This is a genomic window from Salmonella sp. A29-2 (genome assembly GCF_020150755.1).
Lineage (GTDB): Bacteria > Pseudomonadota > Gammaproteobacteria > Enterobacterales > Enterobacteriaceae > Salmonella > Salmonella enterica.
In genome coordinates this window covers 2,203,491-2,223,910 of the sequence record NZ_CP083731.1, presented here as the reverse complement: position 1 = coordinate 2,223,910, position 20,420 = coordinate 2,203,491, and the positions used below count along the sequence as shown (strand labels likewise).

20 protein-coding genes and 1 pseudogene are annotated in these 20,420 nt (G+C 51.0%); 14 read left to right on the top strand and 7 right to left on the bottom strand.

Annotated features, from left to right (window positions below; translation table 11 throughout):
• Positions 1 to 56 precede the first annotated feature (56 nt).
• Genes sapA through sapF form a run of 5 tightly spaced genes read left to right on the top strand, consistent with a single transcriptional unit; the run spans position 57 to position 5,345 of the window.
• Entirely contained in the window at positions 57 to 1,706 is a 1,650-nt protein-coding gene (gene sapA, locus K8W53_RS10875; protein WP_001522791.1) for a peptide ABC transporter substrate-binding protein SapA, read from the top strand.
• Entirely contained in the window at positions 1,703 to 2,668 is a 966-nt protein-coding gene (gene sapB / locus K8W53_RS10870) for a peptide ABC transporter permease SapB (protein ID WP_023225065.1), read from the top strand. The genes sapA and sapB overlap by 4 nt, the downstream gene beginning before the upstream one ends.
• Positions 2,655 to 3,545, top strand: coding sequence for a peptide ABC transporter permease SapC (sapC, locus tag K8W53_RS10865; RefSeq protein ID WP_001146150.1), 891 nt, complete (start codon positions 2,655 to 2,657; stop codon positions 3,543 to 3,545). Before sapB ends, sapC begins: the two co-directional genes overlap by 14 nt.
• On the top strand, positions 3,545 to 4,537 hold the full coding sequence (sapD, locus tag K8W53_RS10860) for a peptide ABC transporter ATP-binding protein SapD (protein ID WP_001649208.1): 993 nt from the start codon (positions 3,545 to 3,547) through the stop codon (positions 4,535 to 4,537). Before sapC ends, sapD begins: the two co-directional genes overlap by 1 nt.
• 1 nt (position 4,538) lies before the next feature.
• Positions 4,539 to 5,345 carry a peptide ABC transporter ATP-binding protein SapF gene (gene sapF, locus K8W53_RS10855; protein ID WP_000230462.1) on the top strand — a complete coding sequence of 269 codons (807 nt, stop codon included), beginning with the start codon at positions 4,539 to 4,541 and terminating at the stop codon, positions 5,343 to 5,345.
• 15 nt (positions 5,346 to 5,360) lie between these two features.
• Here the strand turns inward: sapF and K8W53_RS10850 are convergent, their stop codons facing one another.
• Positions 5,361 to 6,068, bottom strand: coding sequence for an EAL domain-containing protein (locus tag K8W53_RS10850; RefSeq protein WP_023138307.1), 708 nt, complete (start codon positions 6,066 to 6,068; stop codon positions 5,361 to 5,363).
• 466 nt (positions 6,069 to 6,534) lie between these two features.
• A complete protein-coding gene (gene steC / locus K8W53_RS10845) occupies positions 6,535 to 7,908 on the bottom strand; it encodes an SPI-2 type III secretion system effector kinase SteC (protein WP_023225066.1) in 1,374 nt (457 codons plus the stop codon).
• Positions 7,909 to 7,942: 34 nt separating this feature from the next.
• On the opposite strand from steC, the gene K8W53_RS10840 reads away from it, so the two are divergent.
• The 9 genes and pseudogenes from K8W53_RS10840 (at position 7,943) to osmB (ending at position 16,644) form a co-directional block, all read left to right on the top strand.
• Positions 7,943 to 8,146: a hypothetical protein gene (locus tag K8W53_RS10840; protein ID WP_052938175.1), complete on the top strand. Its 204-nt coding sequence runs from the start codon at positions 7,943 to 7,945 to the stop codon at positions 8,144 to 8,146.
• A gap of 81 nt (positions 8,147 to 8,227) precedes the next feature.
• Entirely contained in the window at positions 8,228 to 8,521 is a 294-nt protein-coding gene (locus K8W53_RS10835) for a hypothetical protein (RefSeq protein WP_044135565.1), read from the top strand.
• Between the two features lie 117 nt (positions 8,522 to 8,638).
• Positions 8,639 to 9,427, top strand: coding sequence for an enoyl-ACP reductase FabI (gene fabI, locus K8W53_RS10830; RefSeq protein WP_000506501.1), 789 nt, complete (start codon positions 8,639 to 8,641; stop codon positions 9,425 to 9,427).
• 199 nt (positions 9,428 to 9,626) lie between these two features.
• Positions 9,627 to 10,604, top strand: a pseudogene (locus tag K8W53_RS10825) (CMD domain-containing protein); the annotation flags it as partial.
• A 244-nt stretch (positions 10,605 to 10,848) separates the two neighbouring features.
• Positions 10,849 to 12,783, top strand: coding sequence for an exoribonuclease II (locus tag K8W53_RS10820; RefSeq protein WP_052939394.1), 1,935 nt, complete (start codon positions 10,849 to 10,851; stop codon positions 12,781 to 12,783).
• Between the two features lie 261 nt (positions 12,784 to 13,044).
• Positions 13,045 to 15,027 carry a cyclic di-GMP phosphodiesterase gene (gene pdeR, locus K8W53_RS10815; protein ID WP_001623919.1) on the top strand — a complete coding sequence of 661 codons (1,983 nt, stop codon included), beginning with the start codon at positions 13,045 to 13,047 and terminating at the stop codon, positions 15,025 to 15,027.
• Between the two features lie 121 nt (positions 15,028 to 15,148).
• Positions 15,149 to 15,328, top strand: a complete 180-nt coding sequence (locus K8W53_RS10810; RefSeq protein ID WP_023225069.1) for a hypothetical protein — start codon at positions 15,149 to 15,151, stop codon at positions 15,326 to 15,328.
• 86 nt (positions 15,329 to 15,414) lie between these two features.
• Positions 15,415 to 16,167, top strand: a complete 753-nt coding sequence (locus K8W53_RS10805) for a DNA-binding transcriptional regulator YciT (RefSeq protein ID WP_001088594.1) — start codon at positions 15,415 to 15,417, stop codon at positions 16,165 to 16,167.
• Between the two features lie 258 nt (positions 16,168 to 16,425).
• Positions 16,426 to 16,644 (top strand): osmotically-inducible lipoprotein OsmB, encoded by a 219-nt coding sequence (gene osmB, locus K8W53_RS10800; RefSeq protein WP_000481166.1) that lies wholly within the window; start codon positions 16,426 to 16,428, stop codon positions 16,642 to 16,644.
• Between the two features lie 119 nt (positions 16,645 to 16,763).
• Here osmB and yciH read toward each other — a convergent pair whose 3' ends face one another.
• The 5 genes from yciH to pgpB all read right to left on the bottom strand — a co-directional run bounded on the left by yciH (position 16,764) and on the right by pgpB (position 20,416).
• Positions 16,764 to 17,090: a stress response translation initiation inhibitor YciH gene (yciH, locus tag K8W53_RS10795; RefSeq protein WP_001285199.1), complete on the bottom strand. Its 327-nt coding sequence runs from the start codon at positions 17,088 to 17,090 to the stop codon at positions 16,764 to 16,766.
• Positions 17,090 to 17,827: an orotidine-5'-phosphate decarboxylase gene (pyrF, locus tag K8W53_RS10790; RefSeq protein WP_072106045.1), complete on the bottom strand. Its 738-nt coding sequence runs from the start codon at positions 17,825 to 17,827 to the stop codon at positions 17,090 to 17,092. The genes yciH and pyrF overlap by 1 nt, the downstream gene beginning before the upstream one ends.
• Positions 17,828 to 18,017: 190 nt before the next feature.
• Entirely contained in the window at positions 18,018 to 19,187 is a 1,170-nt protein-coding gene (gene lapB, locus K8W53_RS10785; protein WP_000891378.1) for a lipopolysaccharide assembly protein LapB, read from the bottom strand.
• Between the two features lie 6 nt (positions 19,188 to 19,193).
• Entirely contained in the window at positions 19,194 to 19,502 is a 309-nt protein-coding gene (locus tag K8W53_RS10780) for a LapA family protein (RefSeq protein WP_000876301.1), read from the bottom strand.
• 149 nt (positions 19,503 to 19,651) lie between these two features.
• Complete coding sequence (gene pgpB / locus K8W53_RS10775; RefSeq protein ID WP_058654690.1) at positions 19,652 to 20,416, bottom strand: phosphatidylglycerophosphatase B; 765 nt, start codon at positions 20,414 to 20,416, stop codon at positions 19,652 to 19,654.
• Positions 20,417 to 20,420 lie beyond the last annotated feature (4 nt).

The window sequence follows — 20,420 nt, the reverse complement described above, 5'->3', positions numbered from 1 at the left end:
GTGGCGGGCCGAAGTGCGATACACTTTGCAAATTGAACTTCAAAAACTTAACTATTATGCGCCTGGTTTTATCGTCTCTGATCGTGATAGCGGGTCTACTGAGTAGTCAGGCTACGGCTGCGACTACGCCCGAACAAACTGCGAGTGCAGATATTCGCGATAGCGGCTTTGTGTATTGTGTCAGCGGGCAGGTCAACACCTTTAATCCGCAAAAAGCGAGCAGCGGCCTCATCGTCGATACCCTGGCCGCCCAGTTATATGATCGCCTGTTGGATGTCGATCCCTATACTTATCGTTTAGTCCCAGAGCTGGCAGAAAGCTGGGAAGTGCTGGATAACGGGGCAACGTACCGTTTTCACCTGCGCCGCGATGTTTCCTTTCAAAAAACCGCCTGGTTTACGCCGACCCGAAAACTCAATGCTGATGATGTCGTCTTTACCTTTCAGCGGATTTTCGATCGTCGACATCCGTGGCATAACATCAACGGCAGTAGCTTCCCCTACTTTGATAGCCTACAGTTCGCCGACAATGTAAAAAGTGTGCGTAAGCTGGACAATAACACCGTTGAGTTTCGCCTGACGCAGCCAGACGCCTCCTTTTTATGGCATCTGGCTACACACTACGCTTCCGTCATGTCCGCTGAGTACGCCGCGCAGCTTAGCCGAAAAGATCGTCAGGAACTGCTAGACCGCCAACCGGTCGGCACCGGGCCTTTCCAGCTTTCGGAGTACCGTGCCGGGCAGTTTATTCGTCTCCAGCGCCACGATGGGTTTTGGCGCGGCAAACCGCTGATGCCGCAAGTGGTGGTAGATTTAGGCTCCGGCGGTACCGGGCGTTTATCGAAATTACTGACCGGTGAATGCGATGTTCTGGCCTGGCCCGCCGCCAGCCAGCTAACTATTTTACGCGACGATCCGCGTTTGCGTCTGACGTTGCGCCCGGGGATGAATATCGCCTATCTGGCCTTTAACACCGATAAGCCGCCGTTGAATAATCCCGCAGTGCGCCATGCGCTGGCCTTATCGATCAACAACCAGCGTCTGATGCAGTCGATTTATTACGGCACGGCGGAAACCGCAGCCTCCATTTTACCGAGAGCCTCATGGGCTTACGATAACGATGCCAAAATTACGGAGTACAATCCGGAAAAATCGCGCGAACAGCTAAAAGCGCTGGGCATTGAGAATCTTACGCTGCATCTCTGGGTGCCGACCAGTTCTCAGGCCTGGAACCCAAGTCCGCTAAAAACGGCGGAGCTTATTCAGGCGGATATGGCGCAGGTTGGCGTAAAAGTGGTCATTGTGCCGGTTGAAGGTCGTTTTCAGGAGGCGCGCCTGATGGATATGAATCACGATCTGACCTTATCCGGCTGGGCCACGGACAGCAACGATCCGGATAGCTTTTTCAGACCGCTGTTAAGCTGTGCGGCCATCAATTCGCAAACCAATTTCGCCCACTGGTGTAACCCTGAATTTGACAGCGTGCTGCGTAAGGCACTGTCGTCGCAGCAGTTGGCTTCGCGCATAGAAGCGTATGAGGAAGCGCAGAATATCCTGGAGAAAGAGCTGCCGATACTGCCGCTGGCATCATCACTACGCCTGCAGGCTTACCGCTACGATATTAAAGGGCTGGTGTTAAGCCCGTTCGGCAATGCGTCTTTTGCCGGCGTCTCCCGCGAAAAACACGAAGAGGTGAAAAAACCATGATTATCTTCACCCTGCGTCGGTTATTGCTGTTGCTGGTGACGCTCTTCTTCCTGACCTTTATCGGCTTTAGCCTGAGCTATTTTACGCCGCACGCGCCGCTACAAGGCGCATCATTATGGAATGCCTGGGTTTTCTGGTTCAACGGTCTGCTGCACTGGGACTTTGGCGTGTCCAGCATTAACGGCCAACTGATTTCCGAACAGCTTAAAGAGGTGTTTCCCGCCACGATGGAGCTGTGCATTCTCGCCTTTGGTTTCGCGCTGATGGTCGGCATCCCGGTCGGGATGCTGGCTGGCGTGACGCGTAGCAAATGGCCGGATCGTTTTATCAGCGCGCTGGCGCTATTAGGTTTCTCAATTCCGGTTTTCTGGCTGGCGCTTCTGCTCACACTGTTCTTTTCGCTCACGCTGGGGTGGCTGCCGGTATCCGGGCGATTTGACCTGCTTTATGAAGTTAAACCGGTTACCGGTTTCGCCATCATTGACGCCTGGATTTCAGATTCGCCGTGGCGTGATGAAATGGTAATGAGCGCCATACGGCATATGGTTTTACCGGTGCTCACGCTTTCCGTCGCGCCGACCACAGAAGTGATCCGCCTGATGCGAATCAGCACTATTGAGGTCTACGATCAGAACTACGTTAAAGCGGCGGCCACGCGCGGCTTGTCGCGCTTTACGATTTTACGCCGTCACGTGTTGCATAATGCGCTGCCGCCGGTCATTCCCCGTCTTGGTCTGCAATTTTCAACCATGTTAACGCTGGCGATGATTACCGAAATGGTTTTCAGCTGGCCAGGGCTGGGACGATGGTTAATTCACGCCATTCGTCAGCAGGACTATGCCGCTATTTCCGCTGGCGTGATGGTCATTGGGTCGCTGGTTATTGTGGTCAATGTGATTTCCGATATTTTGGGTGCTATGGCTAACCCTCTGAAAAATAAGGAATGGTATGCCTTACGATAGCGTATACAGCGAAAAGCGCCCGCCAGGCACCCTGCGCACTGCCTGGCGTAAATTTTATAGCGACGCGCCTGCGATGGTGGGCCTGTATGGATGCGCCGGTCTGGCGTTGCTGTGTATTTTTGGCGGCTGGATCGCGCCCTATGGTATCGATCAGCAATTTCTGGGCTATCAGCTACTGCCGCCCTCCTGGTCACGCTATGGCGAAGTCTCCTTTTTTCTGGGGACTGACGATCTGGGGCGCGATGTGCTGAGCCGCCTGTTAAGCGGCGCGGCGCCCACGGTCGGCGGCGCGTTTATCGTAACGCTGGCGGCTACGCTATGTGGATTAGTCCTCGGCGTAGTGGCAGGCGCGACTCACGGTTTACGCTCTGCCGTACTGAACCATATTCTGGACACGCTGCTTTCCATCCCTTCGCTCTTGCTGGCGATTATCGTCGTGGCATTTGCCGGCCCACATCTGTCACACGCGATGTTTGCCGTCTGGCTGGCCCTGTTGCCGCGAATGGTACGTTCCGTCTACAGCATGGTGCATGATGAACTGGAAAAAGAGTACGTCATTGCCGCCCGTCTGGATGGCGCGACAACGCTGAATATTCTGTGGTTCGCCATTTTACCGAATATTACCGCCGGTCTGGTCACCGAAATTACCCGGGCGCTGTCGATGGCGATTCTGGACATCGCCGCGCTGGGATTTTTAGATCTCGGCGCGCAGCTTCCCTCTCCTGAATGGGGCGCCATGTTGGGGGATGCGCTGGAGTTAATCTATGTCGCGCCGTGGACCGTTATGCTACCCGGCGCGGCGATAACGCTCAGTGTTTTACTGGTAAACCTGCTCGGAGATGGGATTCGTCGTGCGATTATTGCGGGGGTGGAATAATGCCGTTACTGGATATCCGCAATCTCACCATTGAATTTAAAACCAGCGAAGGTTGGGTAAAAGCGGTCGATCGCGTCAGTATGACATTAAGCGAAGGCGAAATTCGCGGCCTGGTAGGTGAATCGGGTTCCGGAAAGAGCTTGATTGCTAAAGCTATTTGCGGCGTCGCGAAAGACAACTGGCGAGTCACTGCCGACCGTATGCGTTTTGATGATATCGATCTGCTGCGCCTCTCCTCTCGTGAACGGCGTAAGCTGGTCGGGCATAATGTGTCGATGATCTTCCAGGAGCCGCAGTCGTGCCTTGATCCTTCCGAACGCGTCGGCCGCCAGTTAATGCAAAATATTCCCGCCTGGACCTATAAAGGCCGCTGGTGGCAGCGTTTTGGCTGGCGTAAACGGCGTGCAATTGAATTACTGCACCGGGTGGGAATTAAAGATCATAAAGACGCGATGCGCAGTTTTCCCTATGAACTGACCGATGGCGAGTGTCAGAAAGTCATGATCGCTATCGCGCTGGCGAATCAACCGCGACTCCTGATCGCTGATGAACCCACCAACTCAATGGAACCGACGACGCAGGCGCAAATTTTTCGCCTGTTGACCCGACTGAATCAAAACAGTAATACCACCATTCTGTTGATTAGCCACGACCTGCAAATGTTGAGTCAGTGGGCTGACAAAATCAACGTTTTATACTGCGGCCAGACGGTAGAAACCGCGCCAAGTAAAGATCTGGTGACGACGCCACATCATCCTTATACGCAGGCGCTTATCCGTGCGATTCCGGATTTTGGCAGCGCGATGCCGCATAAAAGCCGTCTCAATACGCTGCCGGGCGCGATCCCGCTACTGGAGCAGTTACCGATAGGTTGTCGTCTGGGGCCGCGCTGCCCTTATGCGCAACGAGAATGCATTATCACGCCACGCTTAACCGGCGCGAAAAATCATCTCTATGCCTGTCATTTTCCGCTGAATATGGAGAGAGAGTGATATGGTGGAAACTCTGCTTGAAGTGCGCAACCTGAGTAAAACCTTTCGCTACCGGACAGGATGGTTTCGCCGCCAGACCGTCGACGCCGTGAAACCATTAAGCTTTACGCTTCGTGAGCGTCAGACTCTGGCCATTATCGGCGAAAACGGTTCCGGCAAATCCACGCTGGCAAAGATGCTGGCCGGCATGATTGAACCCACCAGCGGCGAGCTTCTCATTGACGATCATCCCCTGCATTACGGCGACTATTCGTTTCGAAGCCAACGTATTCGAATGATTTTTCAGGACCCCTCAACGTCACTGAATCCACGTCAACGTATTTCGCAGATCCTTGACTTCCCCCTGCGCCTTAATACCGATCTGGAGCCGGAACAGCGGCGCAAACAGATTGTCGAGACGATGCGTATGGTGGGTCTATTGCCCGATCACGTGAGCTACTACCCGCATATGCTGGCGCCGGGGCAGAAACAGCGTCTGGGCCTGGCCCGCGCGCTGATTTTACGCCCTAAAGTCATTATCGCGGACGAAGCGCTGGCTTCGCTTGATATGTCCATGCGCTCGCAGCTCATCAATCTGATGCTTGAATTGCAGGAAAAACAAGGCATCTCCTATATCTATGTCACGCAGCATATCGGCATGATGAAGCATATTAGCGATCAGGTATTAGTGATGCATCAGGGGGAAGTGGTTGAACGCGGCAGCACCGCCGATGTGCTCGCCTCTCCGCTACATGAGCTTACCCGCCGTTTAATCGCAGGCCATTTTGGCGAGGCGCTGACCGCTGACGCATGGCGAAAGGATCGCTAAGCGACACAAATACCCTCAGTTCGATTCTCTGAGGGTGTTCATGCGACTGCCCAACAGCAATGTTTCAACCTCTTCTAACGCAACGGAAGGAAATAACGTGCCCTGGGTTGCCCAAATGCCTGCCGTTTTTAACGCCGGCAAATAGCGTGTGTTTTCCTGGCCACCCACCACGATCTTGTCACAATAACGCCGGATATGTTTGACGAGCAGCGGAAACGTCATTTTTTCAATTTGTGAGATAAAAAAGCTGCGATCAAGTTTTACGCCGCTAAAACACCCGCAAACTAATGGCGCAGCGGTTGCGTTCCCTACGCCCAGGTCGCCCAGCCATAATGGATTAGGTTGCTTATGAAGCGCGTGTATTAAAGGATCGATTAAGGCGTTATCTTGACATGAAAAATGTTCAGCGACCTGCAGCTCCACAAATAGCATGGCGTGTAGTAACGCGCGAATATCTTTGTCCTGAAGGACAAGCTGCGCCATACCCCGATCGATATTTACGATACAGAACAGGCCGTGGCGTAGAAACCAGCCATGTTTGGCCGCGATTGTCCGCAACAGATCAAGCAGAAAACGGCGCTTCTGCGAATTGTCCCATGACGAGATAACAAACTCAGGGTGTAGCGGACGAGCTGGCGACGATGCAAAATGGGTAGTGATTTCGACACCCAGTAAATCCCCCTCCATTGCCCTTATCGGCTCTGCCATAAAAAAATAGCGCATGTGACCACTCCACTTGATCTTAACTCCCTGATAATGCGCTTTTAACGCAAATCAATCAATAAAAACGATCAATATATAAAAAATGATCGAAAAAAACAATATATGTTAACTTCATGATAACTTGCTAATTTTATGTTTTGAGAATGTTCTTCTATTGCTATAAGGAAATTTACATACTAAGCCGAACAACGCTAATATGACGGCATTAGACCATCCGTAAAGCCATGTTTTTCTTGTCAGGCAGAGGGGAAAAATCAAGGCGAGTTAATGGTGTTGCACCATCGCGTGGCATTTCACCCACTATGGCAGCGCGGCATCGCCAACCCTAATGGCGAGTTGCATCTCCTCTACAGGCTGTCCAGATCCCCCGAACGACCTTTAAGCGAATAGCAACTCTCAATAATTGATCGGCAAATCTGTAGCGAATGAGCCCCCGGCGATTCGCAGAAAAGAACTGAACTAAATGCTATTTTTTTAATTCATTCTTTAATACTTTAGCCACAAGAGTCCCTTCCTCAGGCGCGGCTAGTTTAAAACGTCTTCCTGGCGCAGGTGTCTGTTCTTCCTCTCCGATTAACGCATCAAGATCCGCAATAAGTAACTTATAATATTCAACATCTTCAGTATTTCCTTCGGTCTCGGCCCGCTTTAATTTTATCAGGTGATGGGCCTTAATTTGCTCTTCCAGTTGCCTTGTTGCAAGAGAAACGCTTCGCTGTTGCCGGGATTCTTGTGACAGTACCATTTGATCGCCATCCACAAAGAAAAGAACCCCTTCTTTAATCAGAATATTACCTAAGATATTTATATCATGCATATAAACCCCCCGGGATTTAAGAAGCGCCTCCGCCATTCGATAGTTATCTTCATCTTCAACATCTAACTCCCGACCTTGAATATATTTTGAAACTAAAACCGTAACGTCTTTACCATTAATATTCATGATGGCCGAACGAGAAAAATCCTTGTCGCCATTAGCCATGTTCAAATACTTACTGACACGATCAGGATGACAATTACGATGTTCCGGAGAGTTAACATCCACTTTTATCCCCCGCTCATTAATTGGAATCTTAACAACAAACTCATCATTTAACAGATAGACTGTCCCATAACTTCCGCTACCTATTTTATTTTTTTCAATATCACGCATGCGAATATTTTTCTTAAACTCCGACGAGTTAATAAACGCCTCTATTGCCGCTGGTTGTGATGTATCCGTCTGATCAATAGCGCCGCTCTCATCACCAGACGCCGTAGCGGGCGTGGTCAGGAAGTCTATCAAACGTTGCTCAAAAGCCTCATAGATTCCATTACTACCTGCTTCGCTCGGCGGCTGGTTATCATTATCCAAAGCGGTAAGCGTAATTTCCCCGGAATTATAATTAAACATCGTTTCTTTTAAAAAATCGACGCAACGCTCAGAACACTCCGTCTCGGTCACTAATACTCCATCGTAAAACATCTGTAGTAGTAACATATTTTCTTGATACGCTAATACTTCTACAGTGTATTTATCTCTTGTTTCAGGCCTGGAGGCATCAATAAGTTTAATATATCCAAGAAGGGGGCGCCATCGTGTACAGTCTTCATCTCGCTTCGAAAATGGTCCTGGAGAGAAAGGCCCTTTAATATCGGGATGCTCGTTTTTTTGGCACAGTAGATTATATATTTCTCTATAGTCAGAAATTAAACTTCGCTTGGTGAATATATTCCTGAAAAAATCTATAAATTTCTCACACGTTGAAAAAACATGCTCTCTTTTATTATCGATGATATCTCTTAAATACCTTTCTGATATCTGGCAACTATGATTTCCGATCTGAAATGTAAACGGCATATGTCTCATCCTCTGAAAATTTATTATAATATACATGCAAACATATAAAAACCTGATTTGTAACTACTGTAATCACCTGATTTCCAAAATTTTTCATATTCAGTATTACTCTGCATCAATAAATAGAGAAAACCTTCAGCACCTAAAAAAGAAATTATTTTTGTTAAGCATTTGCTGGTTAAAATTACATGTCTATACCCAAAATAATTCGAGTTGCTTAAAGGCGGCAAGGGAGTGAGTCCCCAGGAGCATAGATAACTATGTGACTGGGGTGAGCGAGCGTAGCCAACACATAAGCAACTTGAAGTATGAAGGGTATATAACATCGCTAATAGGTGAGGTAAACCATTCGGATGAATATTCAGGCTTCCTACAGAACCTTTATTTGTCTGGTGGAAGGCGCATCGCTATCGTACTTGCTATCCGTCCCGGTGTCTCTGGTTGGATGAGGCGAACCTTACACCAGCTGGTATACTGCACCGTAGGGCCTGTCCCATTAGACTCTTTGATTTGCCAGTTTGGCCCTGGGGAGTGCTCAAAATCCTCAGGGACTTTGTTACCGTGTGGTTTTAGAACGTCACCTGCCGGAGAGAGCGGCGGAAAAATAGCGTGACACACGGGGCCAGGAGTGGGATATAATTTCAGACTAATTTCGAATAATGTTGAAAAGTTGCTGTTAACCATTGTTCGTAAAAGCAAAAAATAAGCAATGACTATAAGGATTAAAGCTATGGGTTTTCTTTCCGGTAAGCGCATTCTGGTCACTGGCGTGGCCAGTAAACTGTCCATCGCCTATGGTATCGCACAGGCGATGCACCGCGAAGGAGCTGAACTGGCGTTCACCTACCAGAACGACAAACTGAAAGGCCGCGTAGAAGAATTTGCTGCCCAGCTGGGTTCCAGCATCGTTTTACCGTGTGATGTCGCTGAAGATGCCAGCATTGACGCTATGTTTGCAGAGCTGGGTAACGTTTGGCCGAAATTTGACGGTTTTGTACACTCGATCGGTTTCGCGCCTGGCGATCAGCTGGACGGCGATTATGTTAATGCGGTTACCCGCGAAGGCTTTAAAATCGCTCACGATATTAGCTCTTACAGCTTTGTTGCCATGGCGAAAGCCTGCCGCACCATGCTGAATCCGGGTTCTGCGCTGTTGACCTTGTCTTATCTGGGAGCGGAGCGCGCCATCCCGAACTACAATGTCATGGGTCTGGCGAAAGCCTCTCTGGAAGCCAACGTGCGTTATATGGCAAACGCTATGGGACCGGAAGGGGTTCGCGTCAACGCCATCTCTGCGGGTCCAATCCGCACGCTGGCGGCGTCCGGTATTAAAGACTTCCGTAAAATGCTGGCGCATTGTGAGGCCGTTACGCCAATTCGTCGCACCGTGACTATTGAAGATGTGGGTAACTCAGCGGCGTTTCTGTGCTCCGATCTCTCGGCAGGCATTTCTGGCGAAGTCGTTCATGTTGACGGCGGGTTCAGCATTGCGGCAATGAATGAACTGGAACTGAAGTAAGCGCATTAAGTTTATTAGCGGGCGGCACGGCTGTGCTGCCCCATTCCCCTCACTCACCGCTCATCTCGTTATATAGCGTTCTGATATTTGTTATCACCTAACAATCTTTCATCCCTTTCCCGCATACGCCAGGATAATCCAGCATAAACGATCCGACGCCGAATCATTATCGATCGCCATTTCATCCTCGGGAAACCCTATGGAACAATGCCGAAAAGCGGGTAAAAGCCACTGGTATCATGAAACACAATCCACTATGTCGTCACAAACCCCGCTTTCGCTGATGCCGGAAGCCGCGTATGTTAACGATCGTTTTTTACTGGATTTAACGGTATCAGAAACCGCGTTGACGCCTTTTGAGTCATGGTTAAAGCCCGCTCGCCAGTTGGCGGATGTCTTATTTCCCCGCACGGTTCTCAACGACCGGCTTCATACGTTTAGCACCTATGAACGTATGTGCACCGCGCTGACCGCCGCTCAGGTATTTGGGGTTCAGCGTTTGTGCCGCCATTATGCCGCGCGTCTGGCGCCGCTACCTGGCCCTGACGCCTCAAGAGAGAGCAATCAACGGCTGGCGCAAATTACGCAATACGCTCGTCAGCTTGCCGGCTCCCCCTCCGTTATCAATACGCGGGCCCGCGAACAGCTTGCAGAGGTGGGATTAACCGCCCGGGATACCGTACTCATCAATCAGATCATTGGGTTTATCGGTTTTCAGGCGCGGGTAGCGACGATATTTCAGGCGTTTTGCCGTCTGCCCGTGCGCGAACTGCCCGGCCAGGAGATGCAGCGCTTTGCCAGGGCCGCGCGGTTTCAAAACCCCCAGACGATATGGCGGCCCGCCGCCAGTCTGGTAGAATATCCTCCCGCCCATACCAAAGTTCGGCGGCAATATTCGTCTTCACAATGCCAAATGATGGCGCCGGTACTCATCCGCGATCCGTCTTCATTCGCGTTACTCGAACGCATACTGACCAGCACATTACACACCTCGTCGCCCCCTTCTTTACTTCCACTTATCACGCTCCTCACATCACGTATCAACGGCAGCGCCGCCTGCTTTAACGAACAGGCAACCCAACCTGGCGCGTGGCGCCGCGCTGTTATCACGTTACGCCAGGAAGACGACGATATCGCTCGTTGGGAGCTTGAGCCTGCGCTGACACAGGCGATACAATGGCTCACCAGAGCGCCCGATCGCTTTAGCGCCGCGCATTTTTTCCCGCTACTCACCAGGGGAGTTTCATCGGAGCAGGCCATTAATATGTTAGGCTGGTGCGGCGTGTGCGGATGGTTAAATCGTTTAAAAATCGCGTTGGGCGAAACCTATTAACTCATCCATTACAGAAAGAGCGCTTGCTGCGCCAGGCAGAATCGCGTAAAACTGTCAGCCGCTCTTTTGGCTACGAAAATAGACGAATATGTTTCAGGACAACCCGCTGCTAGCGCAGCTTAAACAGCAACTGCATTCCCAGACGCCGCGCGCTGAAGGGGTCGTAAAAGCCACGGAAAAAGGCTTTGGCTTCCTTGAAGTTGACGCGCAAAAAAGCTATTTCATTCCTCCGCCGCAGATGAAAAAAGTGATGCATGGCGATCGTATCGTCGCGGTCATCCACACGGAAAAAGAACGTGAGTCTGCCGAGCCGGAAGAACTGATCGAACCGTTCCTGACGCGTTTTGTGGGAAAAGTTCAGGGTAAAAATGACCGCCTGTCCATCGTGCCGGATCATCCGTTGCTGAAAGACGCGATTCCCTGCCGCGCCGCGCGCGGCGTTCAGCATGAGTTCAAAGAAGGTGACTGGGCGGTTGCCGAAATGCGCCGCCATCCGCTTAAAGGCGACCGTTCGTTTTACGCCGATTTAACGCAGTACATCACCTTTGCCGACGATCACTTTGTTCCCTGGTGGGTTACGCTTGCCCGCCACAACCTGGAAAAAGAAGCGCCGAACGGCGTAGCGACGGAGATGCTGGACGAAGGGCTGGAGCGCCAGGATCTTACCGCGCTGAATTTCGTCACTATCGATAGCGCCAGCACTGAAGATATGGATGACGCGCTTTATGCTGAGGAATTAGCGGACGGCAGACTCCAGCTTACGGTGGCTATCGCCGATCCTACCGCCTGGATTGCCGAAGGCAGTAAGCTGGATAACGCCGCGAAAATTCGCGCCTTCACCAACTACCTGCCGGGCTTCAATATTCCTATGCTGCCGCGTGAGCTGTCTGACGATCTGTGCTCACTGCGCGCCAACGAAGTGCGTCCGGCGCTCGCCTGTCGCATGATAATCGCCGCGGACGGCACCATTGACGATGATATCGCCTTTTTTGCGGCCACCATCGAATCGAAGGCCAAGCTGGCGTACGACAATGTCTCCGACTGGCTGGAAAATAACGGCACCTGGCAGCCGGATAACGAAGGCATTGCCCAGCAGATTCGTCTGTTGCACCGTATTTGTCTAAGCCGCAGTGAGTGGCGTCATCATCATGCGTTAGTCTTTAAAGACCGCCCGGATTACCGCTTTGTGCTTGGCGAAAAAGGCGAAGTACTGGATATTGTGGCGGAACCGCGCCGTATCGCTAACCGTATCGTAGAAGAGTCGATGATCGCCGCTAACCTTTGCGCCGCGCGCGTACTGCGCGATAAGCTCGGTTTCGGTATTTACAACGTACATACGGGCTTCGATCCCGCGAATGCCGACGCGCTGGCCGCGCTGCTGAAAACGCATGGTCTGCATGTCGATGCCGAAGAGGTGCTGACGCTGGAAGGCTTCTGTAAACTGCGTCGCGAACTGGATGCGCAGCCCTCCGGTTTCCTTGACAGCCGCATTCGTCGCTTCCAGTCTTTTGCGGAAATCAGCACCGAGCCGGGGCCGCATTTCGGTCTTGGCCTTGAGGCTTACGCCACCTGGACTTCTCCCATCCGTAAGTATGGCGATATGATTAACCATCGCCTGCTGAAAGCGGTCATCAAGGGGGAAGCTATTGCGCGTCCGCAGGAAGATATCACCCAGCAAATGGCGGAACGCCGTCGCCTGAACCGCATGGCGGAGCGCGATGTCGGCGACTGGTTATATGCACGCTTCCTTAACGATAAGGCGGGGACAAGTACCCGTTTCGCGGCAGAAATTATTGACGTCAGCCGCGGAGGTATGCGTGTGCGACTGGTCGATAACGGCGCTATCGCCTTTATCCCAGCTCCGTTCCTGCACGCCGTTCGCGATGAACTGGTATGCAGCCAGGAAAACGGTACGGTACAGATTAAAGGTGAGACGGTTTATAAAGTGACGGATGTCATTGATATCACTATTGCGGAAGTTCGCATGGAAACCCGCAGCATTATTGCCCGACCGGCAGCGTAACCACGCTTAGCTCGCTCAACGGCCTTTGCTGAGAAGGCAAAGGCCGTTTCTTTTCTTCTTCTCCCTTCCGTCATGCTCTAAGTTTAATCTTATTCAAGCGCCCCATTTCTTGTTATTTTTAGCTGGCGACTATGCTTTTTCCAGAATCTGGATTACATATGAATACATAGATAAAACAATACGTTCAGCCATAATTACCCTTATTTATAACATGGCTAACCTTTCTTTTCGGGCACCTGGCGCTTAAATGGGATGGTACGCATGATGAAACAGATTCAGGAACAAACGGCGCTAAATCCCCTTCACTCTCACTGGCGTCTGGCTGATGACCGCAACGTGCTGTATCTCTCCCCGACAGGTGAAACGGATGCAGAAAAAACGGTTGAGCTATCGCCGGAACAAGCCGGGCGTATCCGGGAAATAACGGCGATTACGTCCAGTCTGCTGATAACGTTGTTGATAGAAAAACAGGTTACCGCTGTGCACCTGGTAGGCCGTAAGATTAATAACCGTGAATGGGCTGGCAGCCTGGCAACCTGGCCTGATACGCCTGCCGTCTCGCCAACGCAGGCGCAGGAGCTCTCTTTTGCCGAGCAAATCGTATCAGAAGCCAACTCAGTCATTGCGATACTGGATAGTCGGGGAAAAATCTGTCGATTTAATCGGTTATGCGAAGAGTACACGGGCTTAAAAGAGCGAGATGTAATTGGTCAAAGCGTCTTTAAATTATTTATGAGTCGCCGGGAGGCGGTTGCCTCCCGGCACTACATTGAGAATTTTTTTCGCAATGGCAATGCCTATGAAATCGAACGCTGGATAAAGACCCGTAAAGGCCAACGCCTGTTCTTATTTCGTAATAAATTTGTCCATAACGGTAGCGGAAAAAACGAAATTTTCCTGATCTGCGCAGGCACGGATATCACCGAAGAGAGGCGGGCTCAGGAGCGTTTACGCATACTGGCGAATACAGACACCGTCACCGGCCTGCCCAATCGCAATGCTATCCATGAATTTATTAATCATGCTATTGCCTCGGCTGGCGAGTCGCAGGTGGGTATCGTTTATCTCGATCTGGATAACTTCAAGAAAATTAATGACGCCTATGGGCATATGTTTGGCGATCAGCTCTTACAGGCCGTTTCGCTGGCGCTGTTGAGTTGTCTGGAGGAAGATCAATTGCTGGCCAGACTGGGGGGAGATGAATTCATTGTCCTCGCTGCCCATACGTCTCAGGCCGCGCTGGAAGCAGTAGCCTCACGAATCCTTACCCGGCTGCGGCAACCGTTTCGCATTGGACTCATTGAAGTTTACACGGGATGCGCCATTGGCATTTCGTTGGCCCCCCGGCACGGACAGGACAGCGAAAGTCTCATTCGCACTGCCGACACCGCAATGTATAACGCCAAAGAAGGCGGCCGCGGTCAGTTCTGCGTTTTTTCGCCGGAAATGAATCAGCGCGTATTTGACTATCACTGGCTGGATACAAACCTGCGAAAAGCGCTGGAAAACGACCAGTTACTTATTCACTATCAGCCCAAAATTACCTGGCGCGGCGAAGTACGTAGCCTGGAAGCGCTGGTACGCTGGCAATCGCCGGAACGCGGATTAATTCCGCCGCTGGAGTTCATCTCATACGCCGAAGAGTCAGGACTCATCGTCCCGCTGGGCCGCTGGGTGATTCTGGATGTAGTTCGCCAGATTGCGAAATGGCGCGATAAGGGGATTAACTTGCGCGTAGCCGTTAACTTTTCGGCGCGACAACTGGCCGACCAGACGCTTTTTACTGCGCTTAAACAGGCTTTGTACGATCTGAATTTTGAGTATTGCCCGATCGATGTCGAGCTAACGGAAAGCTGCCTGATCGAAAACGACACGCTGGCGCTATCGGTTATCCAGCAATTTAGTCAGCTCGGCGCCCAGATTCATCTGGATGATTTTGGCACAGGGTATTCTTCGCTTTCTCAACTCGCCCGGTTCCCTATTGATGCCGTTAAACTGGATCAGGCTTTCGTCAGAGATATCCATAAGCAACCGCTGTCGCAATCTCTGGTTAGGGCGATTGTCGCGGTGGCTCAGGCGCTAAATTTACAAGTGATTGCCGAAGGTGTAGAAAATGCTAAAGAAGATGCCTTCCTGACAAAAAACGGCGTCAATGAACGACAGGGCTTTTTATTCGCCAAACCTATGCCCGCCGTTTCTTTTGAACGCTGGTACAAACGTTATCAGACGAAAAAAATGCGTTAATGGCGACGATAATAGGGAGAACAGCCTGTGCAGACAGGCATAGCCCTATTTTTCCCTTCTCTTTTCAGATTAATTTCTGCATCATGAATTGAAACCTTTTCTGACATTAAGGATGACAAACATGTCTGATATCGAAGCACAACGAATTGCCGCACGCATTGATACCGTGCTGGATATCCTTGTTGCTGGCGATTACCACTCGGCCATCAATAACCTTGAAATATTGAGAGCAGAGCTGTTAGATCAGGTTAAAGACGGTATCTCGCCATCCCAGGCTCCCGGGTCGCTCTGGGAAATCTGATAGCGATTATTTGTCCGGGATGGCCGTTAGCCCTTCCCGGCTCTCTGACTGTCTGTTGACTCCTCTTAACGAATAAAATTAATACTATGAACTCCCGACAACAATCAATTTTGCAAATGGTGGTTGATAAAGGCCAGATGAGCGTTGCTGAACTGGCGAAAATTACCGGCGTATCTGAAGTCACGATTCGTCAGGATCTGAATACCCTGGAAAAGCAGAGCTATTTACGCCGTGCGCACGGTTTCGCCGTTTCGCTTGAGAGCGATGACGTAGAGACTCGCATGATGACGAACTACACGCTAAAACGCCGACTGGCGGAGTTCGCCGCCTCGCTGGTCAGTCCAGGGGAATCCGTTTTTATTGAAAATGGCAGCAGCAATGCGCTATTGGCCCGGACGCTGGCGGAACAAAAAGATGTCACGATCATCACCGTGAGCAGTTATATCGCGCACCTGCTCAAAGAGACCCCTTGCGAAGTCATTCTCCTCGGTGGAATCTATCAGAAAAAAAGTGAAAGCATGGTAGGGCCGTTGACGCGACAGTTTATCCATCAAGTGCATTTCAGCAAAGCATTTATCGGTATTGATGGCTGGCAGGCTGATACCGGTTTTACCGGACGCGATATGATGCGATCGGATGTGGTTAACGCTGTTCTGGAAAAAGGTTCAGAAGCGATTGTCCTCACCGACAGCTCCAAATTTGGCTGTGTGCATCCCTATCCCCTGGGCCCGCTCTCTCGCTTCCATCGTGTCATTACGGATTCCAGAATTTCCGCCAGCGATCAAATGCAGTTAGAACATGCGGGGCTGCTAGTCAATGTTATTGGCTCATCCGTTTAAAATATTTCCCGATGGTTTGCCCTATGGCAAATCATCCTCTCTCTAAGACTTTTCTGACATCCCAATTAAGACTATTTACCTGTTGTAACGAGCGTAACGTCGTAAAATTAATATTAGCGAAATAACAGGAAGTGACTATCACCTGCGTGATATACCCCTGCGCAATCAGGTTTTACGGAAAATCTCTTAACAGGTTTTATTTTAACTATAGTTATAGTGAGCTTAATTCCGTGAATCGTTAATTCAGGAGAGAGTATTATGTTTATGACGAGCAAAAAAATGGCCGCTGCTGTGCTGGCAATCACCGTAGCAATGTCTCTGAGCGCCTGCTCAAACTGGTCCAAGCGCGATCGCAACACGGCTATTGGCGCAGGTGCGGGGGCGTTAGGCGGCGCAGTGTTAACGGACGGCAGTACATTAGGCACCCTGGGCGGCGCGGCGGTCGGCGGCGTGATTGGTCACCAGGTTGGAAAATAATCCAGACGTTTAAATATTGAACGGCTCAAAATAATACGTTTATTCTTTTCAGGTCTGGATTACAAAAATAGACAAAGTTGACTTTTACGCCACGGTAATTTACAACCGTGGCGTTTTCATTAGCCGCCAGCTAATTTTACTTTCATTCCTTTAGCTTCCAGCAATGATTTTATCAAGTCGCGTTTATCACCCTGAATTTCAATAATCCCTTCTTTTACTGCCCCGCCACAGCCGCATTTTTTCTTCAGTTCAGCCGCCAGTTTGGTTAATTCAGCATCATTCATCTCGATACCGGTAATCAAACATACGCCTTTACCCTTACGGCCACTGGTTTGACGCTGAATGCGAACGATACCATCCCCTTTGGGACGAACCGGCGCCGTTTTAGGTTCTTCAATGCGCCCCGTCTGTGTTGAATAAACCAGACGACTATTGGAATCGCTCATTATGCCTCCCGTTTCAGTGACGCGTTAATATCCTTCAGCGTTTGCGCCGGATCTACCGATTGCGTAACCGGGCGGCCAATCACCATATAGTCGACGCCAGCGGATAATGCCTGTTCGGGCGTCATAATGCGTCGCTGGTCGCCTGCCTCACTGCCTGCGGGCCGAATGCCCGGCGTCACCAGCTTAAATGCAGCGCCAAGGGCCTGTTTAAATCTGACCGCTTCCTGAGCGGAACAGACCACGCCATCCAGCCCGCATTGCTGCGTCAGGCGCGCCAGCCGCTCCGCATGTTCCGCCGGTGACAACGTCACGCCCAGATCGCGCAGATCGCTGGTTTCCATACTGGTCAACACGGTCACGGCAATGAGCAACGGCGCATCTTTACCGAATGGCGCCAGCGCGTCGCGCGCTGCGGCCATCATTCTCGCCCCACCAGACGCGTGAACGTTTACCATCCAGACGCCCAGGTCTGCCGCTGCGGCGACTGCCCGGGCCGTGGTGTTGGGAATATCATGAAATTTTAGATCAAGAAAGACATCAAACCCACGTTGCTGGAGATCCCGAACGAGTTGTGGACCAAACAGCGTGAACATCTCTTTGCCCACTTTTAAGCGACAATCGCGAGGATCGATTTTATCGACAAACGCCAGGGCTTTATCGCGTTCATGGTAATCCAACGCCACAACGACAGGCGATTCAGTAATAGCGCGGGAAGAAGATGAAGCAGTAAACGTCATGACCAGACCTTCTTGATGATGGGCACCGGAAGTGGCGCAAATTGGATAAACGGCGTGCATTCTACCTGCGGCGCAGGGAAATTAACAGGTTCGATTGACAACCTGATAAGCTCTGGTTGCCGATGCCAGCGTTGTTTCTTGTCTTATGTCATAAAGTATGTTGTAACTAAAGTAAGGCTTTTTTTATATACTACTGCCCATCAAGTCCGCGAATAGGTTTAATGGTCGACCATGCCCGGCAGGACGGACAGTGCCAGTACAAGGTATAGGCGGTAAAACCGCATTTCTGACAACGATACCGCGGTTTACTGCGCACCTGCTCGCCAACCATATCACGCAGTACCATCAGGCTTTCTTTCGCTCGCCCTTCTTCCGCCTCGTTGAGGTGGTAATCCATCAGCTTATGGAACACCCGCATGGTAGGATGTCGCTGTAGCTGACGCGTAATATAGACTTGAGCTGCGTCACTACCTTCACGCGCTTCCAGAATATCGGCAAGCATTAACTCAGCGCCAGCACCGGTATTCTCCTCAACGGCGCGACGTAAAAACTCCGCCCACTCGGCATTTTTACCGAGCTGTTGATAACAGGTTTGCAGCATCTCCAGCGTTTCGCTGACCAGCTCTTTATCCTGAACGATCACACGTTGCAAGCTTTCGACCGCTTTGGCGTAATCCCCTCTCGCCATATAAACGCGCCCCATCATGATAGACACCCGGGCGCTATTTTTATCTGCGGCGGCACCTTTTTTCAGCAACGCCATCGCGCGATCCATGTCGTCGTTGCCCATCTGCTGTAACGCTAACTCACAGTAAAAATGGGCGATTTCGATACGCTGTTTATCTTTGCCCAGTTTCACCAGCCGTTCTGCTACTTCGATCGCCTTTTGCCAGTCGCTGGTTAGCTGATAGATTTGCAAGAGCTGCTGTAACGCGCCTACGCGAAATTCCGTTTCGTCGGTAAGTTGGTTAAACATATCTTCCGCGCGGTCATATAAACCGGCGGCCATATAGTCGCGCCCCAGTTGCTGAACAGCCAGTAAACGCTGTTCATAGGTCAATGAAGCGCTTTCCATGAGCGTTTGATGAATACGGATGGCGCGATCGACTTCGCCGCGTGAGCGAAACAGATTACCGAGAGTGAGATGAGCCTCAACGGTGCCGGTATCCTCTTTAAGCATATCGAGGAACAGATCCACCGCTTTATCTTGTTGGTTACTCAGCAGGAAGTTAACCCCTGCGACATAATCGCGCGACAGGCGGTTAGCTTCATCCTGTTTTGTTTGTTGCGCACTTCTGCGACCCATATACCACCCATAGGCAGCGGCTACAGGCAACAGCAGAAATAACAACTCCAACATAAATGATTATTCCTTTACAACCGACGAATCGGCAGGGACCGCAACGTCGGTTGCTGGCGAAAGCTTGTTTTCCAGTCGTTTAATTTTACGTTCAGCACGGGCAAGGGAAACGCGGACCCGCAGCCAGAACAGGCCGCAAATCAGCCAGCCAATCGCAAAACCGACGGCGAACAGCACAGCAAGCAACGTGGAGATACGATACTCCCCTTGCGCCAGCAGGTAGTTAAACGTCACCTGTTGATCATTCTGCGCGCCCAGCGTCACCGAAATAACAAAAATCGCCAATACCAGTAAGAAAATGAGTAAATATTTCACATTACTTCCCGTTATGTGGTTTGCGCGAATAAATCGTGTCCAACTTACCGCATCCAGCCTTCTAAATTACCATTTTCCCGCCTCGCGCGAAATGGAAATGCGCCCGCCATCAGATGATTTAAGGGCAATAGTCAGAAAATCAACCGTTGTCAGCTTTCCTGCTCGCGTTCAGCAATTTCTTGCGCTTCTTCACGAGGCGGCATAAGCGGCCCGCAAATTCGCTGCGCCAGCCAGGTCGCCAGGGTAACTAATAGCCAGGAGATAAGCGTGGCGACCACTAAATCTCGCGGCCAGTGCATTCCCAAAAGCAAACGGCTGCCCATTACGCCGGTCGCCCAGACTAACAAAAACGCGATGGTGAAAGCCCGTCTGCGCGGCCATAACAGACCCACGGCCAAAAGCGCCCAGCTCGCTGCAAACATGGTATGTCCGGAGGGAAACGCAAAGCCCGTCTCTTTTTGCCAGTGCTGACGCAGGAAAACGGGGATGTTCTGTTGCCCGGCCAACTGCTCTTTCACTAAATGTCCGCGTTCTGTACGCTTTAAAGTGTAGAACTCATCGACGGGAATATGGTGCGTTTTTTCAAGCCAGACCACAAATGGCCGCGGCTCCTGTACGCGCTCCTTTACCCATGACTTCACGCCCTGCCCGACGATAATCGCCCCGCCGAGAATCGCAAACAGCATAATGGCGGCGCGCAGGCGAAATCGCAGGCACCATAAGAACCATCCACAAAGAATCACATGCGTGATAACGCCCCAGGGTTTGGTCACGGTTTCCGTTATCCAGAATAGCGTTTTTAGCCACCAGACCTGATGTCCTGGCTGCCACTGCCAGCCTGATACCCATACGGCAAGCGGCATGATAAGCAACAGGGCGGCTCCTGCCGCGGTGCGCTTCGCAATTGAAAGCATGGAT

Bases quoted from the DNA above. Each gene is read 5' to 3' on its own strand.
- sapA (WP_001522791.1), top strand. From the start codon at position 57: ATGCGCCTGGTTTTATCGTCTCTGATCGTGATAGCGGGTCTACTGAGT.
- sapB (WP_023225065.1), top strand. From the start codon at position 1,703: ATGATTATCTTCACCCTGCGTCGGTTATTGCTGTTGCTGGTGACGCTC.
- sapC (WP_001146150.1), top strand. From the start codon at position 2,655: ATGCCTTACGATAGCGTATACAGCGAAAAGCGCCCGCCAGGCACCCTG.
- sapD (WP_001649208.1), top strand. From the start codon at position 3,545: ATGCCGTTACTGGATATCCGCAATCTCACCATTGAATTTAAAACCAGC.
- sapF (WP_000230462.1), top strand. From the start codon at position 4,539: ATGGTGGAAACTCTGCTTGAAGTGCGCAACCTGAGTAAAACCTTTCGC.
- K8W53_RS10850 (WP_023138307.1), bottom strand. From the start codon at position 6,068: ATGCGCTATTTTTTTATGGCAGAGCCGATAAGGGCAATGGAGGGGGAT.
- steC (WP_023225066.1), bottom strand. From the start codon at position 7,908: ATGCCGTTTACATTTCAGATCGGAAATCATAGTTGCCAGATATCAGAA.
- K8W53_RS10840 (WP_052938175.1), top strand. From the start codon at position 7,943: ATGCAAACATATAAAAACCTGATTTGTAACTACTGTAATCACCTGATT.
- fabI (WP_000506501.1), top strand. From the start codon at position 8,639: ATGGGTTTTCTTTCCGGTAAGCGCATTCTGGTCACTGGCGTGGCCAGT.
- K8W53_RS10820 (WP_052939394.1), top strand. From the start codon at position 10,849: ATGTTTCAGGACAACCCGCTGCTAGCGCAGCTTAAACAGCAACTGCAT.
- pdeR (WP_001623919.1), top strand. From the start codon at position 13,045: ATGATGAAACAGATTCAGGAACAAACGGCGCTAAATCCCCTTCACTCT.
- K8W53_RS10810 (WP_023225069.1), top strand. From the start codon at position 15,149: ATGTCTGATATCGAAGCACAACGAATTGCCGCACGCATTGATACCGTG.
- K8W53_RS10805 (WP_001088594.1), top strand. From the start codon at position 15,415: ATGAACTCCCGACAACAATCAATTTTGCAAATGGTGGTTGATAAAGGC.
- osmB (WP_000481166.1), top strand. From the start codon at position 16,426: ATGTTTATGACGAGCAAAAAAATGGCCGCTGCTGTGCTGGCAATCACC.
- yciH (WP_001285199.1), bottom strand. From the start codon at position 17,090: ATGAGCGATTCCAATAGTCGTCTGGTTTATTCAACACAGACGGGGCGC.
- pyrF (WP_072106045.1), bottom strand. From the start codon at position 17,827: ATGACGTTTACTGCTTCATCTTCTTCCCGCGCTATTACTGAATCGCCT.
- lapB (WP_000891378.1), bottom strand. From the start codon at position 19,187: ATGTTGGAGTTGTTATTTCTGCTGTTGCCTGTAGCCGCTGCCTATGGG.
- pgpB (WP_058654690.1), bottom strand. From the start codon at position 20,416: ATGCTTTCAATTGCGAAGCGCACCGCGGCAGGAGCCGCCCTGTTGCTT.